This is a genomic window from Sphingomonas echinoides (assembly GCF_029623395.1).
In the GTDB taxonomy this organism is placed as follows: domain Bacteria; phylum Pseudomonadota; class Alphaproteobacteria; order Sphingomonadales; family Sphingomonadaceae; genus Sphingomonas; species Sphingomonas echinoides_A.
This window is the reverse complement of sequence record NZ_JAPYKK010000007.1, coordinates 84270-100488: the sequence shown is the minus strand read 5'-3', so window position 1 is coordinate 100488 and position 16219 is coordinate 84270. Positions and strand designations below refer to the sequence as shown.

15 protein-coding genes are annotated in these 16219 nt (G+C 66.4%); 7 read left to right on the top strand and 8 right to left on the bottom strand.

Features of this window, described 5'->3' with window-relative positions; all coding sequences use genetic code 11:
- The first annotated feature begins 166 nt into the window (after window positions 1-166).
- Window positions 167-2350 carry a TonB-dependent receptor gene (locus tag QBJ92_RS06405; RefSeq protein WP_277968859.1) on the top strand — a complete coding sequence of 728 codons (2184 nt, stop codon included), beginning with the start codon at window positions 167-169 and terminating at the stop codon, window positions 2348-2350.
- Between the two features lie 548 nt (window positions 2351-2898).
- Here QBJ92_RS06405 and galE read toward each other — a convergent pair.
- Window positions 2899-3894 carry a UDP-glucose 4-epimerase GalE gene (galE, locus tag QBJ92_RS06400; RefSeq protein WP_277968858.1) on the bottom strand — a complete coding sequence of 332 codons (996 nt, stop codon included), beginning with the start codon at window positions 3892-3894 and terminating at the stop codon, window positions 2899-2901.
- 63 nt (window positions 3895-3957) lie between these two features.
- Here galE and msrA point away from each other — a divergent pair, with 63 nt between their 5' ends.
- Window positions 3958-4500, top strand: a complete 543-nt coding sequence (gene msrA, locus QBJ92_RS06395) for a peptide-methionine (S)-S-oxide reductase MsrA (protein WP_277968857.1) — start codon at window positions 3958-3960, stop codon at window positions 4498-4500.
- On the opposite strand, the gene QBJ92_RS06390 is transcribed toward msrA, so the two are convergent.
- Window positions 4497-5468, bottom strand: a complete 972-nt coding sequence (locus QBJ92_RS06390) for an L-threonylcarbamoyladenylate synthase (RefSeq protein ID WP_277968856.1) — start codon at window positions 5466-5468, stop codon at window positions 4497-4499. The genes msrA and QBJ92_RS06390 overlap by 4 nt on opposite strands.
- 38 nt (window positions 5469-5506) lie before the next feature.
- Here QBJ92_RS06390 and QBJ92_RS06385 point away from each other — a divergent pair, with 38 nt between their 5' ends.
- Window positions 5507-7237, top strand: coding sequence for an acyl-CoA dehydrogenase (locus tag QBJ92_RS06385; RefSeq protein ID WP_277968855.1), 1731 nt, complete (start codon window positions 5507-5509; stop codon window positions 7235-7237).
- A complete protein-coding gene (locus tag QBJ92_RS06380; protein WP_277968854.1) occupies window positions 7234-8070 on the top strand; it encodes an arylamine N-acetyltransferase family protein in 837 nt (278 codons plus the stop codon). Before QBJ92_RS06385 ends, QBJ92_RS06380 begins: the two co-directional genes overlap by 4 nt.
- 27 nt (window positions 8071-8097) lie before the next feature.
- Here the strand turns inward: QBJ92_RS06380 and QBJ92_RS06375 are convergent, their stop codons facing one another.
- Entirely contained in the window at window positions 8098-8454 is a 357-nt protein-coding gene (locus QBJ92_RS06375; RefSeq protein WP_277968853.1) for a GntR family transcriptional regulator, read from the bottom strand.
- 41 nt (window positions 8455-8495) lie between these two features.
- A complete protein-coding gene (locus QBJ92_RS06370; protein ID WP_277968852.1) occupies window positions 8496-9074 on the bottom strand; it encodes a nitroreductase family protein in 579 nt (192 codons plus the stop codon).
- 115 nt (window positions 9075-9189) lie between these two features.
- Here QBJ92_RS06370 and QBJ92_RS06365 point away from each other — a divergent pair, with 115 nt between their 5' ends.
- The 3 genes from QBJ92_RS06365 to QBJ92_RS06355 all read left to right on the top strand — a co-directional run bounded on the left by QBJ92_RS06365 (window position 9190) and on the right by QBJ92_RS06355 (window position 12596).
- Entirely contained in the window at window positions 9190-10983 is a 1794-nt protein-coding gene (locus QBJ92_RS06365) for a peptide MFS transporter (protein ID WP_277968851.1), read from the top strand.
- A gap of 15 nt (window positions 10984-10998) precedes the next feature.
- The gene (locus QBJ92_RS06360) at window positions 10999-11694 is read left to right on the top strand and encodes an NnrU family protein (RefSeq protein ID WP_277968850.1); all 696 of its coding nucleotides are present in this window, start codon (window positions 10999-11001) and stop codon (window positions 11692-11694) included.
- Window positions 11695-11759: 65 nt separating this feature from the next.
- Window positions 11760-12596, top strand: a complete 837-nt coding sequence (locus QBJ92_RS06355) for an NAD(P)-dependent oxidoreductase (protein WP_277968849.1) — start codon at window positions 11760-11762, stop codon at window positions 12594-12596.
- Here QBJ92_RS06355 and QBJ92_RS06350 read toward each other — a convergent pair.
- From QBJ92_RS06350 to lepB, 4 genes are all read right to left on the bottom strand, one after another.
- The gene (locus QBJ92_RS06350) at window positions 12506-13435 is read right to left on the bottom strand and encodes a DMT family transporter (RefSeq protein WP_277968848.1); all 930 of its coding nucleotides are present in this window, start codon (window positions 13433-13435) and stop codon (window positions 12506-12508) included. The genes QBJ92_RS06355 and QBJ92_RS06350 overlap by 91 nt on opposite strands.
- Window positions 13432-14433, bottom strand: a complete 1002-nt coding sequence (locus QBJ92_RS06345) for a threonine aldolase family protein (protein ID WP_277968847.1) — start codon at window positions 14431-14433, stop codon at window positions 13432-13434. Before QBJ92_RS06345 ends, QBJ92_RS06350 begins: the two co-directional genes overlap by 4 nt.
- Window positions 14434-14619: 186 nt before the next feature.
- Window positions 14620-15288: a ribonuclease III gene (rnc, locus tag QBJ92_RS06340; protein WP_277968846.1), complete on the bottom strand. Its 669-nt coding sequence runs from the start codon at window positions 15286-15288 to the stop codon at window positions 14620-14622.
- A gap of 9 nt (window positions 15289-15297) precedes the next feature.
- Window positions 15298-16140, bottom strand: coding sequence for a signal peptidase I (lepB, locus tag QBJ92_RS06335; RefSeq protein ID WP_277968845.1), 843 nt, complete (start codon window positions 16138-16140; stop codon window positions 15298-15300).
- Window positions 16141-16219 lie beyond the last annotated feature (79 nt).

The following is a 16219-nucleotide window of genomic DNA, read 5'->3' as shown; positions in this document are numbered from 1 at the left end:
TCATCACGGGGCAAGGATACTGGCGGCAGCATCCCGGAAGGCCCGTGACAAAGGGTCAGGACCAAATCGTTCCGGGAGACGATGTGCTGGTCTTGATACTTTATCTCATCACATGTACGGGTCGCCACTGCACAGGACCAAGTGCTTAGAAAAGGCCGTCTCCCCAATGCTCCGAAATCTCCTGTTGAGCAGCGTCGCTGCGTCCCTGGTTTTTCCCGTTGCCGCCTTCGCCGCCGAGCCCGCCCCCACGGTGACGCCGGCGACCGCCGAGTCTGCCGGCGACGTTTCCGGGCAAACCGGCGCGACCAAGTCCGCGGGTCCCGACATCATCGTGACCGGGCGCCTCGATGCGGCGCGCGCGTCGATCCAGCCGAGCCTGGGCGCGACGACCTATTCGATCACCAGCGCGCAGATCAAGGCGCTGCCCGGCGGCGACAATTTGCCGCTCAACCAGATCCTGCTGCAATTGCCCGGCGTCGTGCAGGATGGCGGCGGCCAGTTCCACGTCCGCGACGACCACAACAACCTGCAATATCGCATCAACGGCACGATCCTGCCCGAAGGCGTCTCGGTGTTTGGCCAGACGCTTTCCCCGCGCATCGTCGAGCGGTTCGACCTGCGCACCGGCGCGCTGCCCGCGCAATACGGCCTGCGCACCGCCGGCATCATCGACATCACGACCAAGAACCATTTCGACAATAGCGGCGTCGCGCAAATCTATGGCGGGACCAACGACACGATCCAGCCGAGCATCGAATATGGCGGATCGACCGGGCAGACGAATTACTTCGTCACCGGCAGCTACAAGCACAGCAACAACGGGATCGACCCGGTCGATTCGGGGCGGACCCCGCTCCACGACAAGACCGATCAATATCAGGGCTTCGTCTATCTCGATCACACGCTGGATGCGAACAACCGCGTCTCGCTGATCGGCGGCTATGCCGACCAGAGCTACCAGATTCCCAACCCGCGCGGGCTGCGCCCCGACAAGGGCTACAGCGTCGGCGGCGTCAGCGATTTCCTGAGCGACGACCTCGACGAGCGCCAGCACGAGCAGACCGCGTTCGCGCTCGCCAGCCTGTTGCACGATGCGGGTCCGCTGACGCTGCAGGCGTCGCTGTTCGCGCGGTACTCGGCGCTGCGCTACACGCCCGACGTGGTCGGCGAGCTGTTGTTCAACGGCTTGGCGCAGCGCGCGTTCAAGCGCGATTTCACCTTCGGCGGGCAAGTCGAGGGCGCGTATCGGCTGAGTCCGGCGCATACGCTGCGCGGCGGCGTCATCATCTCGCGCGATCGCAGCAACAGCCGCACGTCGACGGCGCTGTTCCGGCTCGATCCGACCGGCGCGCAGCTTGGTGAGCCCGACACGGTGATCGACAACGGCGCCGCGACCGAGATGACCTACAGCGCGTATCTGCAGGACGAATGGAAGATCGCCGATCCGCTGGTCGTCAACTTCGGCGGCCGGTTCGATGCCTATAACGGCTATCGGTCCGAAAGCGCCTTCTCGCCGCGCGTCAACGCGGTGTTGACCCCGCTCGCGGGGCTGGCGCTCCACGCCGGCTATTCGCGCTATTTCTCGCCGCCGCCGTTCACCAACGTCGCGACCACCAGCGTTCTGCTGTACCGCGGCACGAGCGCGCAGGCGCCCGGCGACGATGGCGTCAATCCGCCGCTCGCGACGACGCCTTATGCCGAGAAGCAGGACTATTTTGACGTCGGCGGCCAGTGGAAGCTGACCCCCGCCGTCACGGTCGGTCTCGACGCATACTATCGCAAATCGCACAATCTGCTCGACGAGGGGCAGTTCGGCGCGCCGATCATCCTGACGCCGTTCAACTACGCGCGGGGCACGATCAAGGGCGTCGAGGGGAACGTCAGCTACTCAGCGCACGGTCTCTCGCTGTACGGCAACATCGCTTATGCCAAGGCGCAGGGCCGCAATATCGTCTCGTCGCAGTTCAACATCGACCCGGCCGACCTGGCGTATATCACGACCAACTCGATCTATCTCGATCATGACCAGACGTGGACCGGATCGGCGGGCGCGTCCTACCGGGTCGAGCAGGGCTTCCTGCGCGATTCGCGCTTTGGCGGGTCGATGATCTACGGCTCGGGGCTGCGCCGCGACGGCGACGTTCCGAACGGCGGCAAGCTTCCCGCCTATGCGGTGTTCAACCTGACCGCGAGCCACAATTTCGCCGGGCCGGGGATCGAGATCCGCGCGGACATCATCAACGTCGGCGACCATGTCTATCAGATCCGCGACGGGTCCGGGGTCGGGGTCGGGGCGCCGCAATTCGGCGCGCGCCGCGGGTTCCTGTTCGGGATCAGCAAGACGATCTGATGGTCTGCCCTCCCCCCTGATAGGGAGGGGACTGAAGGGTAAGTTGGCGAATGGCGGGTGTTACGACCGATTACGGGCCGACCCACCCCCAGCCCCTCCCTCGGAGGGGAGAAGGTGGCGCTACTTACTCCTCCCCTCCCTGAAAGGGAGGGGTGGGGGGTGGGTCGGCCTACAGCGAAGCGCAACCACCTTCAAAATCGCCTCCGCCACCCCGTCAGGATTGGCGACGACCTGCGAACTTCAAAACCGCATCACCTGTCAGCCAGCCCTTTCCAAGAACGCCGTGCGATCCGCATCATAAGACGACTAGAAATGCTGGCTTCCATCGAACTCCACCGCCAGCCGCGCCGTGCGCAGCCGCAACCACACCGACCGCTCTGCCTCGGTCGCATTGGTGCCCAACGCGGGCGCGGCGAGTCATTTCGGGCGGGACGCGCGGCATTGCGAGAAACTGCCGTGCCAAGATACGGAGAGCAACCCACCCCCAACCCCTCCCTTCCAGGGAGGGGAGGCGCTGTTGCCTCATCCCCTCGCGTGCCAGCCGGAGGTCAGGCGCGGTCGCTCAGCTTGCGCTCCCACGCCAGTGCATCGCGCACGATCAGGTCGAGGTCGGCGCGCTTGGGGGTCCAGTCGAGCGTCGCCAGGATCGCGCGATTGTCCGCGACCAACTCCCCCGCATCGCCCGCGCGGCGTCCTTCGATCACGCGGTCGAGCTTGCGGTTGGTCACGCGGTCGACCGCGTTCAACACTTCGAGCACGGAAAACCCCTTGCCATAGCCCGCGTTGAGCGTGTGGCTGCGGGTCGGCTCGGCGATCAGCACGTCGAGCGCCGCAACGTGCGCCGCCGCGAGATCGCTGACATGGATATAGTCGCGCACCCCGGTGCCGTCGGGCGTCGCATAGTCGGTGCCATAGACGCCGACCGTCGCGCGCTTGCCGAGCGCCGCCTCGACCGCGATCTTGATGAGGTGGGTCGCGCCGACCGTGGATTGCCCGCTCCGTCCCGCGGGGTCCGCGCCCGCGACGTTGAAATAGCGCAGCGCCGCGTAATTGATCGGATGCGCCGCCGCGACGTCGCGCAGCATCGCCTCGGTCATCAGCTTGGACGTGCCGTACGGGTTGATCGGCACGGTCGGATCGTTTTCCGCGACCGGCACACGCTCGGGCGTGCCATAGGTCGCGGCGGTCGACGAGAAGATGAAGTGCTTCACCCCCGAGACGACCGCACTCTCGATCAGCGCGCGGCTGGCGACCGTGTTGTTGCGGTAATATTTGAGCGGGTCGCTGACCGATTCGGGCACGATGATCGACCCGGCGAAGTGCATCACCGCGCGCACGCCGTGGTCGCGCATCGTCGCGCGGACCAGCATATCATCCTCGATCTCGCCGCGCACGAGCGTTGCGCGCGGGTCGACCAGCCAGTCGAACCCGGTCGTCAGATTGTCGTAGACCACGACGCGATGCCCGGCGTCGAGCAGGGCCAGGACGGCGTGGCTACCGATATAGCCGGCGCCCCCCGTAACGAGCACTGATCCGTCGAGCATCGCCATTCCCCTTTTGTCTTTCCCGGCCGTACCTATCTTAAAGCCCTAAACAAGGAGCGAATGATGACAAGCGAAGTCGCAACGCTGGCGGGCGGATGTTTTTGGTGCACCGAGGCGGTGTTCAAGGACGTGATCGGCGTCGAGAGCGTCGAGAGCGGGTATATCGGCGGGCGCGTCCCCAACCCGACCTACAAGCAGGTGTGCGGCGGCGATACCGGCCATGCCGAGGCGATCCGCGTCACCTTCGACAGCGATCAGGTTCGCTATGGCGACATTCTCGACATGTTCTTCGCGACGCATGATCCGACGACGCTCAACCGCCAGGGCAATGACGTCGGCACGCAATATCGCTCGGCGATCTTCCCGCATTCGGACGAGCAGGCCGACGAAGCCCGCGCGGCGATGGAGCGCGCTGCGAAGGACTGGCCCGCGCCGATCGTCACGACGATCGAACCGCTGACGCAATGGTATGACGCCGAGGATTACCATCAGGATTATTGGGACAGCGAAGGCCAGCGCAATCCGTACTGCATGGCGGTGATCCCGCCCAAGCTGGCGAAGCTGCGCAAGAGCTTCGCCGCGCGGTCGAAGACGGTCGCGGCCTAGTCCCGGTGGGCGGCGCGGCGCAGGCGATCGTTGATCGCCGCGCCGATGCCGGTTTGCGGGATCGGCGCGATCGCGATTCGGGACCGGTCTGAAGCGTCGGCCTGGTGCAATGCATCGAACAGCCTGGCTGCGGCTTCTGTCAGATCTCCCTGCGTCGACAGGGTCGCGTCCCCCGCGACGGCACCGAACCCGATGAGATACTCGTCTTCCGCCGCTTCGGTGGCGTTCAACCGTAGCGGCTTGCGCGGCGCATAATGGCTGGCAAGCTGCCCCGGCGCGGTAACGATCGCTGCCGCTCCGTCCTCTTCCCGCTTGCCGAGCGGAGGGGCGGCGAGGGTCCCGAACCGCGCCAGATCCTCTGCCGTCACCGGCCCGGGTCGCAAGACTTCTAATCCGGCGACGATGGTCGACTCGACGCCAGCCGCGGTCGCGCCATCGTCGACCACCAGCGCAATCCGCCCGCCGAGCGATGCCACCACATGCGCCGCGCGCGTCGGGCTGATCGCCCCACTCGCGTTGGCCGAGGGTGCGGCAAGCGGCACGCCGGCGGCGGCGATCAGCGCACGCATCGCACGGTGCGCAGGCACGCGGATCGCGATCGTGTCCAATCCTGCCGTCACCAGCGACGCTATCCCCACGTCGGGGCGTAGCGGCAGCACCAAGGTCAGCGGCCCCGGCCAGAATGCCGCCGCCAGCGCGCGCGCGGTCGCATCGAACACCGCGATCCGCTCCGCCGCCGCAAGATCGAGCACATGGACGATCAGCGGGTTGAAACTCGGCCGCCCCTTGGCCGCATAGATCCGCGCGACCGCCCCCGAGTCGGTCGCGTCGGCGGCGAGTCCGTAGACCGTCTCGGTCGGGATCGCGACGGGTTGCCCGGCACGAATCAACGCGGCGGCCTCCGCGATCGCTACGGCACCGTAGGGTAAGGTTCGCGTCTGCATCGGCGGGTTTGGCGCGGTCATCATGCGGCGCTATAGCCCGCACAAACCTGCGCGATAAGAGGATGCCGCCCGTGTTCACTCCAGCCACCGCCGACCAGCGTTTCGTGCTCGACCATATTGTCGGCATCGCCGATCTCGCCGCGACCGAACGCTTCGCCGCCGCCAGCGACGACGTCGTCGACGCGGTGCTCGAAGGCGTTGGGCAATTGGCGGTGGGCGAATGGGCGCCGCTGCTGCGCACCGGCGACACGGTCGGCGCGAAATGGACCCCGGAAGGCGTCGTCATGCCCGACGGCTTCATCAAGGCGTATCACGATTACGTCGAAGGCGGCTGGGGCACGATCGGCGTGCCCGAGGAATTCGGCGGGCAGGGGCTTCCCTTCGCGATCCAGACCGCAGTGCTCGACACGCTGGGGGCGGCGAACATGGGCTTCGCGCTCGCGCCGACGCTGACGGTCGGCGCGATCGAGGCGCTTGCGCACCACGGCTCGCCTGAACAGCAGGCGCTGTACCTCCCGCATCTCGCGACCGGCGAGTGGACCGGGACGATGAACCTCACCGAGCCGCAGGCCGGGTCGGACGTCGGCGCTTTGCGCACCACCGCCACCCCGCGCGGTGACGGCACGTTCCTGATCAAGGGCACCAAGATCTACATCTCGTTCGGCGATCACGACATGGCGCCCAACATCGTCCACCTCGTCCTCGCGCGCACCCCGGGAGCACCCGCCGGGACCAAGGGGATCTCGCTGTTCCTAGTGCCCAAATACCGCCTCGATGCGGATGGAAACCCCGGCGATTTCAACGACGTCCGCGTCGTGTCGATCGAGCACAAGATGGGCCTCCACGCCTCCCCGACCTGCGTGCTGAGCTTCGGCGATCAGGACGATTGCATCGGCGAGCTGATCGGTGCGGAGTTCGGTGGTATCCGCGCGATGTTCACGATGATGAACAATGCGCGCCTCAATGTCGGACTTCAGGGCGTTCAGGTCGCCGAGGCGGCGACTCAAGCGGCGGTCGGCTATGCGCTCGACCGCGTCCAGTCGGCGCGCGCGGGCTCGGGCAATGCCGAACCCGTCCGCATCGTCGAGCATCCCGACGTCCGCCGCATGCTGCTCCGGATGAAGGCGCAGACTCAGGCGGCGCGTGCTTTGGTCTATTACGCCGCGGCGCAGGTCGATCGCGCGACGCTGGGCGAAGCGGGCGGGCAGGAACGGCTCGATATCCTGACTCCGCTTGCGAAGGCGCACGGCACCGATCTCGGCAACGAAGTCGCGAGCCTCGGCATCCAGATCCACGGCGGGATGGGCTATGTCGAGGAAACCGGCGCGGCGCAGTTCTTCCGCGATGCACGCATCACCCCGATCTACGAGGGCACCAACGGGATCCAGGCCGCCGATCTGGTCGGGCGCAAGCTGTCGATGGACAATGGCGGCGTGTTCGCCCGCCTGATCGCCGACATGCGCGCCGAGGCGCAGGACAGCGGGCTGGTCGCGCTGATCGACGCGTGCGACGAGGTCGGGCGGCGGCTGGCCACGCTCGACGCCGACGACAAGCTCGCGGCGAGCTATCCGTTCCTGACGATGCTGTCGGTCGCGGTGTGCGGCTGGCTGATGGAGCGGCAGGGGCGGATCGCGGCGGACGCCGAGGGCGACCGGGATTTCCTCGGCATGAAGGTTGCCGCCGCGCGCTTCTACGTCGCGCAGATCGTTCCCGAGGCGATGGGATTGAAGGCCGCCGCGATGGCGGATGCGAGCGTGCTCTATTCGATCGCGCCCGAGGCGTTTGCGGCATGAGCGACGCTGTGTTCGACCTCGACGCCTATTTCGCGCGCGTTCACCTCCCAGCAGGGCCCTCGGTCGACCATCTTGGCCTTGGCGTGTTGCAACGCGCGCATCGGCTGGCGATTCCGTTCGAGAATCTCGACATACTGCTCGGCCGCGGGATCGCGATCGACAGCGCGAGCGTGTTCGCCAAGCTCGTCACCGCGGGACGGGGCGGCTATTGCTTCGAGCATAACCGGCTGTTTCTCGATGCGCTGCTGACGCTCGGGTTCGACGCGCGACCGCTGCTGGCGCGGGTCTGGATCGGCGCGAACGACGTGCCGCCGCTGACCCACACGTTCAGCTTGGTAACGCTTGGGGAAGAGCAGTGGATCGCCGACACGGGCTTCGGCGGCAGCTATACCCCGCCGATGCCGCTGATCGATGGCGCGCAAGTGACCGCGCCCGATGGCGCGCTGTTCCGGCTCGATCGCGCGGGCGAGCATGGCTGGATGCTGCTGCGCGACGGCGATCTGACGACCACTGACGGGCGCGGGACGGGGACCGGGTTCCAGCCGCAGTACAGTTTCGACACGCGGTTGGTGTTCGATGCCGATCTTGCGCTCAGCAATCACTGGACCTCGACCGCACCGGCCAGCCGGTTTCTGCACGCAGGGATCGTCAGCATCGTTCTGCCCAACGGCTTCGCCTCGCTGACCGATACGACGTACAAGCGGCGCGCGGGCGGGGATGAGACGAGCGCGGTGATCACCGATCCACGCGTGTACCGGTTGCGGCTGAGCATGATGTTCGGGATCACGCTGTCGGCGGAGGAAGTTGCGGCGCTGGGAGTGGTGGCGGGGTAGGGGAGCCTGTCCGCGCAGACCGTCCCGTTACGCCTGCTCGCGTTCCAGCAGGTCTGCGACGTCGAGCCCGAGCAGATCGATATGCGCGGCGATCCGCGGCCAGCTCGTCTCGAGGAAATGCGTACGTTCGGCGGCGCGCAGCTTCTCTGCAGCACCCGGCAGCACGAACATCCCGACCCCGCGGCGAACCTCGACATAGCCGTCGTCCTGGAAGCTCTGATACGCCTTGGCGACGGTCAGCGGGTTGGCGCCATGTTCGGCAGCCAGCGCGCGGACCGAGGGAAGCTGGTCCCCCGCGCGAAACTGTCCGCGCAGGATCGCCGCGGAAATCGTGCCGCGCAGCTTGATGTAGACGGGCGAGTCTTCGCTGTTCAGGGCTGTCATGCTGATATAATACAGCGCATTGCTGTGCTATGTCCAGTCTTTTATGGCTTCCACTTTGTAACAATGTTTTTCAAAATGGGACGTGGGCGTTCGTCTAGTTGCCGTGACGGCGTTCCGAGGAACATGAACCCGGCGATCCGTTCCGGATCCGCGCCGAACGCATCGCGGACCGCGCTCGAATAGCTCGGCCAACCGGTCAGCCATCCGCCGGCATAGCCAAGCGCATGCGCGGCGTGCAGCAAATTCATGCAAGCGGCGCCCGCCGACATTTCCTGCTCCCACAACGGAATGTGGCTTTCGGTCTTGGGTGAGGACAGCACGACCACCAACGTCGGGGCCTGTTCGGCGAATTGCACCAGCGAAGCGATCTCGGTCGCGCCAGCCTGCGGGCGTTCCGCGCGATAGGCGGTTGTGATGACGTCCGCCAAGGCCGCGCGGTGCTCGGAGCCCACCACCACGAACCGCCATGGCGCGAGTTTTCCGTGATCGGGGGTGCGTGCGGCGATCGTCAGGATCGTCTCGAGTTCGGCGGCATCGGGCCCTGGCGCGACCAGATCGCGCGGCTTGCCCGAGCGGCGGGTGGCGAGGAGCGAGAGCGGGGTTGTGCGATCATTGAACATGCTTTGCCCTTAACGCGGTACGCCGCATATTTACACACCTGCGATTGACGTTAGTCTCGCCCGCAACCAAACGCGCCTCAATCGCCGGCGCCACGACATTTTCAGGAGTTTGTACATGGTGGACACCCCGACCGCGGATACTCCGCGCGAGCCGGATATTTCCCATGTCAATCCGGCAGCGGGCGAGACGTGGTTCGGGCATCCGCGCCAGCTCGCGCGGATGTTCACCACCGAAATGTGGGAGCGCTTCGGCTATTACGGCATGCGCGCGTTGCTCACGCTGTATCTCACCAAGCATTTCATCTTCGGGGACCGCGCCGCGACCGGGCTCTACGGCGGGTTCACCGCTTTGGTGTATCTGACCCCGCTCGTCGGCGGCTATCTCGCGGACCAGTATCTCGGCTCGAAGCGCTCGGTGAAGTTCGGCGCGATCATGATGGCAGTCGGCTATTTCACGCTCTGCTTCGGCGGGCAGACCGCAGTGCCGTTCGCGACGATCGACGGGCAACGCTACAACGTCACGGTCGAAACCAAGGCCGGGACCGAACAGCGCTTCATCACTGACCAGGGCCAGCGCCTGCAGGTGAAGGGCAATGACGACGGCACCGTCTCGCTGCTGAGCGCCGACGGCAGCACCGCACGGACGATCGTCAAGGACGGTTTCAAGTCGGATGCCGAGCGCAGCCCGCTGTTCGTCACGATCATGCTGATCGCGCTCAGCCTCGTCTCGGTCGGCAACGGCTTCTTCAAGCCCAACATCTCGACCATGGTCGGCGAACTCTACGCGCAGGGCGACCGACGACGTGATTCCGGGTTCACGATCTTCTACATGGGGATCAACGTCGGGTCGCTCGGGTCGCAGATCCTGTGCCCGATCCTCGCGGCGACGTTCGGCTGGTGGGCGGGCTTCGGGCTCGCCGCGATCGGCATGTTGATTTCGTTCACGCTGATCCAGTTCGATGGTGGCAAGCTCAACGGCTATGGCGAACCCCCGGTCCGCACCGGTCCCGACCGGACGATCCCGATCTTCATCGGCGCGCTGATCGCGGTGCCCGTGCTGTATTTCCTGTTCGTCAACCTGATGAACGCCGAGCCGCCGGTACCGGGGTCCGGCTTCGTCGGCTATCTCGCGTCGTTGTCGCTGATGGGCAAATTGCTGTTCGGCACCTTCCTGATCGGGATTCCCGCGATCCTGATCTGGTCGTTCGTGATCGGGGACCGGCGCGAGTTCCAGATGATGCTCGCTGCGATGGTGCTGATCGTCTTCAACGTCGTCTTCTGGACGTTGTTCGAACAGGCAGGCTCGTCGCTGACGCTGTTCGCCGATCGCAACACCGATTTGCGGCTGTTCGGCAACTTTGCAATTTCCGCGCCGCAGACGCAGTTCTTCAACGCCTTCTTCATCGTCACCTTCGCGCCGATCATGAGCATCCTGTGGACCGCGCTTGCCAAGCGCGGGATCGAGCCGTCGATCCCGGTCAAGTTCGGGATCGCGCTGATCGGCGTCGGGCTGGGGTTCCTGTTCCTGGTGCTGGGGGCTGGTTACGCCGGGCCGGGGTTCCAGGTCGGTGTCTGGTGGCTCGCGGGTCTGTATCTGATCCACTCGCTCGCTGAACTGTGCATCTCGCCGGTCGGGCTGTCGATGATCACCAAGCTGTCGATCGCGCGGATCGTCGGGCTGATGATGGGCGTGTGGTTCCTGTCGATCAGTTGCGCGCAATATGTCGCCGGGATCGTCGCGCAGTTCGCCAGCGTCGACACGGTCGGCGGGCAGGTCACCAACCTCAAGGTCAGCCTCGATACTTATACCGGCACGTTCACGACGATTGCACAGGTCGCAATCGTGCTGGGCGTGGTATTGCTGGCGCTGTCGTGGCCGCTCAAGAAGTGGATGCACGGAGTCAAATAACCGGGGGGTAACGCGATGGACGGCACGGAAATGGTTCTCGTGAGCGCGGTCGCGTTCGTCGGCTCGCACTTCCTGCTGTCGCATCCGCTGCGCGCGCCGATCGTCAAGGCGGTCGGCGCGAACGGGTTTCTCGGGATCTACTCGCTGGTCGCCTTCGCCACGCTTGGGTGGCTCGCGCATAGTTACCAGACCGCGCCCGCCACCGCGCCGTTATGGGCGGTGGGCGAGGGGATCTGGGGACCGGTGACGCTGGTGATGCTGGTGGCGAGCATCCTGTTGATGGGATCGCTGCTCGGCAATCCGGCGTTGCCCGGCAACCCGTCCACCGCTGCGCCCGCCGCGGCGCGCGGCGTGTTCAGCATCACGCGGCACCCGATGATGTGGGCGTTCGCTTTGTGGGGGCTGTGCCACATTGCGGTCTATCCGATCGCGGCGAACATCATCGTTGCGGTCGCGATCATCATTCTGTCGCTGGTCGGTGCGGCACTCCAGGATCGCAAGAAGGAGGCGCTCCAGCCCGAGCTGTGGCGCGACTGGGAGCGGAAGACGAGTTACTGGCCGTTCGTCGCAATCACACAGCGTCGCGCGAAATTGGGCGGGTTCCGTCCGCACGACATCGCTGGCGGCGTGGTGATCTGGCTCGTCGCGACCTGGGCGCATTTGCCGCTTGCCGGGATCGCGGCGGGGGTGTGGCACTGGATCTATCGCTAGGGTTGGCGCGTCTGTGGGGTTCGGGCTACCGCGCCACCTTACGCCACCCCACGAAAGACGTCCTCATGCGTTTGTTGATTTTCGGACTGGGTTACACCGCGCAGGCGCTTGCCGATCGGCTGCGCGGCGACGGCTGGCGCGTCGTCGGCACCAGCCGGGACGGGCGCTCTGGGACGATCCGGTTCGACGATACCGACGCGGTTCGGCGCGAGATCGCGGTGGCGACCCACATCCTGTCGTCGGTTCCCCCGGCGGACGAGGCCGACCCAGTCCTGACGACCTATGGCGCGGACCTGCTCCGCGCGGATGCGTGGCGCGGCTATCTATCCTCGACCGGCGTCTATGGCGACGTCGGCGGCGCCTGGGTCGATGAGACCGCGCCGACCGGCACCGGTCGCCGCAGCGCGCGGGCGGAGGCGGATGCGGCATGGCTGGCGTCGGGCGCGCATGTGTTCCGCTTGCCGGGCATCTACGGGCCGGGGCGATCCCCGCTCGACCGCGTGGCGCGCGGGAGCTCGCACCGCGTCGATGTGCCCGGACAAGTGTTCAGCCGCTGCCATGTCGAGGATATCGTATCGGGCGTGATCGCCGGAATGAACGGCCCCGCGGGCGCGTATAATCTGGCGGACGAACTCCCCGCCAGCCCCAACGACGTCGTCGCCTTCGCCGCGCGGTTGCTCGGGATGGAACCACCGCCGTTCGTCGCGCTCGAAAGCCTGTCGCCGATGGCGCAGGGGTTTTATGCCGAGAACCGCCGGATCTCGAACTTCAAGGCGAAGCGCGTGCTTTACTGGACGCCGCGCTACCCGGATTATCGCGCGGGTCTGCGCGCCTTGAGCGCGATGACGAGCCCGCCGATGACCAGCGCCGCGCCAGCCCCCGCGAGCGCCGACCAGCGATAGCCCTCGAACAGCGTCGAGAGGCACATCGCGATCACCGGCACCAGCACCCCCGAATAGGCCGCCTTGGCCGGGCCGATCACGCGCAGCACGCCGAAGTAGAGCGGGAACGCCACCGCCGAGGCGAACACGCCGAGGTACAGCGTCGCCGCGACATAGGCGAGCGTCGGCTCGAACACCGGCGGGCCGGTCGTAATCCACGCGAACGCGCCGTCGAACAGCGCGCCGAGCAGCATCGCGACCGCGAGCATCGGGATCATCGGATAGGCGCGCGCGGTCTGCGTCCCCTGCATCACGTTGGCGCTCGACGCCGAGAAGATCGCGAGCACGGTGAAGCCGATCCCGGTCAGCACCTGCGTCGGCCCGTGCGGATCGACCCGCATCTCGCGCAGGAACAGCAGCGCCACCCCCGCCATCGCGACGCCCATTCCGACGACGAGCTGCCGCCCGAGCTTCTGGCCGAGGAAGATCCGCCCGAACACCGCATTGGGGAGCAGCATCAGCGCAAACACCACCGCCACCAGCCCAGAGGTGATATACATCTCCGCGCGGTAGACGAAGTTGAAGTTGAGGGTGAATTGCGCGAGCCCGAGCAGGATCGCGAAGCGCCAGCCGCGCGCATCCAGCTTGAGCCGCTCGCCGCGCGCGGCCGCATAGCCCGCCATGACGATGCCCGCGACGAGGAAGCGATACGTTACCGACCAGCTCGCCGGCACGACGCCGAGCTGCCCGCGGATGACGAGCCAGGTCGATCCCCAGATCAGCGTGACGATCCCGAACGGGATCAGGATCGCGAGCTGGCTCGACCTGGGTGGCCAGGCACCGGGGGGCGCGGAACTCAAAGCGCCGCGATCGCGTCGGCGAGCGGGCGGATGTCCTCCGGCTGCTGGTCCCACGAAACGACCAGTCGCGCTTCGCCGGGGCCCCAGTCGTAGAAATCGAACCCGAGGCCGCGCAGTTTCGCGGCTTCTTCCGCGGTGACGCGGATGAACACCTCGTTCGCTTCGGTCGGGTGAATCAGCCGGTCGCCAGCGCCCTGTGCGAGCAACGCCGCGCCCGCATTGGCGTTGCGCGCGAGATCGAGCCACAAATCGCCCTCGAGCATCGCGAGCAACTGCGCGGCGAGATAGCGGCCTTTGCACAGCAGCATCCCCGCGCGCTTGCGGCGGTACAGCGTCGCGTCGGCGAGGTCGGTGTCGAAGAACACCAAAGCCTCGGCGTTCATTCCGCCGTTCTTGATGAACCCGAAGCTCAAGGCGGTGACGCCCGCGCGCCACGTCATGTCGGCGAGCGAGCAATCGGACGAGGCGACGGCGTTCGCAAAGCGCGCGCCGTCCATGTGCAGCCCGAGCTTGCGCGACTTCGCCAGGTCACCGATCGCGGCGACGTCGGCGGGCGAATAGACCCGGCCATATTCGGTCGCATTGGTGATCGAGATCGCGTGCGGTTGAGTCTGGTGGACGTCGTAGCGGGTCGCGTCGAGCACCGCGCTGATCGTCTCCGGGGTCAGCTTCGCGCCGTCGCCCTCGGCGAGGAACAGCTTTGCGCCGTGCGTGTAGAATTCGGGCGCGCCGCATTCGTCGTTCTGGATATGCGCGTCGCGGTGGCAGATGATGCTGCCATGCGGCGGGCACATCGCCGCGAGCGCGAGGCAGTTCGCCGCAGTGCCCGAGGGGACCCATAGCGCTCGCACCTGGGTTTCGAACACTTCGGAGAAGCGTGCATCGAGCTGTTTGCTCCAGCGGTCGCCGTCATAGGCGGTGTCGAGCGTGTTGGCGTCGGCCATCGCGGCGAACAGGGCCGGATGCACCGGCGCGGCATTGTCTGAAAAGAAACGCATGCGGCGTGCCTACGCGTGCGGTCGCGGGGGCGTCAACCAAAGGGAGGAGGGGGCGGTGGGCGCTGGCGGATCTCCACACCTCCGTTCGGGCTGAGCGCAGTCGAAGCCTCGCTCTCACCGCACGCGGCGCCAAGTTTTGCGCGCTGCCCTCTGACGGCGCTCGGGGCGAACGGAAGCTTTTGGCCTTTACGCCCGCAGCTTATCCAGCAACGCGGTCGCCGCGGCGGTCTCCGCTTCCTGCTTCGAACTCCCTTCCGCCTCGGCTTCCGCGAACGTCCCCAGCGCCACCTTCACCCGGAAGCGCGGCGCATGATGCGGGCCGGAGCGTTCCAGCACTTCATAGGTCGGGGCCTTGCGGTTGTGCGACGCCGCCCATTCCTGCAACCCCGATTTCGGATGCTGCGGCGCCGCCAGTTGCCGGCTCGCGCGATCCTGCCAGCAACTCCGCACCGCCTGTCGCGCGCCGTCCAGCCCGGCTTCCAGATAGACCGCGCCGATCAGCGCTTCCATCACGTCGCCGAGCACGTTGGCGCTGTCCGCCGCGCCATCGTCGCGCGCCTGCTTGCCGAGCTTGAGATACGGCACCACCCCGATCGAGCGTGCGACGTCGGCGCAGATCGCGCCCGTCACCAGCGCATTCAACCGCTTCGACAAGGCGCCTTCGGGCTCTTTCGGGAACAGCTCGAACAGCCATTCCGCCATCACCAGCCCCAGCACCCGGTCGCCGAGGAATTCGAGCCGCTCGTAATTCGCGGCGGCCTGGCTGCCATGTGTCAGCGCGCGCTCGAACGGGACGATATCGACCGGTCGGTGGCCGAAATGCTCGGCGACCCAGTCCTGCAATGGCTTAGTCATTGGGACGGCTCAAAACCCCGCGCCGATCCGCGACCAGCGCGCCGCGCTGAACCACGTCCACGGCAGCAGCCAGTTCGCAGAACCATCGGTCGAGAAGAACGAGACGACCGCCTTGCCCTCGATCCGCTCCATCGGGACGAATCCCATGCCCTGCGGCGGATCGAACCGGCTGTCACCGCTGTCGTCACGGTTGTCGCCCATCACAAAGACGTGGCCCGCAGGCACCTTGTAGACCGCGGTGTCGTCTGCGCTGGGCATCTCGCCGCGGTCAAGCACGGCGTAGCTCTTGCCGTTCGGGAGCGTTTCCTGGAACTGGCGATAGCGGCAGATCGGCGAGCCGGCGGCGTCGGCGTCCATGAATTCGGCAGGGCATTCCGTGCCGCCGGGATAATTGGGCGACAGCGGGATGGTGAAGTCGGGCATCCGCACCTTGGGGATTGCCTTGTCGTTGAGGAACACCTGGCCGTCGCGCATCTGGACCGTGTCGCCGGGCAGGCCGATCACGCGCTTGATCACGTCATGATCCTCGCCCGGAGGACCGCGGAACACGACGACGTCGCCACGCGAAGGATCGCGCGGCAGGATCCGACCGGGGATCAGCGGCACGCCCCACGGCAGCGACCAGCGCGAATAGCCGTAGTTCCACTTGGACACGAACAGGTAATCGCCGATGTACAACCGCGGCAGCATCGATTGCGACGGGATGCTGAACGGCGCGAAGATGAAACTGCGGAACACGAACACGACGATCGCGAGCTTGAGGAAGAAGCTCAGCGTTTCGCGCGTCTCGGATTTCGCCGTGCGGGGACGCGTTTTGCCGATCGGGGCGGGGGTCTGTTCGGTGTCGGCCATGCGGCGCGGTTTGCGGGGGACGGAGCGTGTCGTCAAGCTGGCGGTTGTAACTGGGTGACGCTAGGGCGATCTACACCGG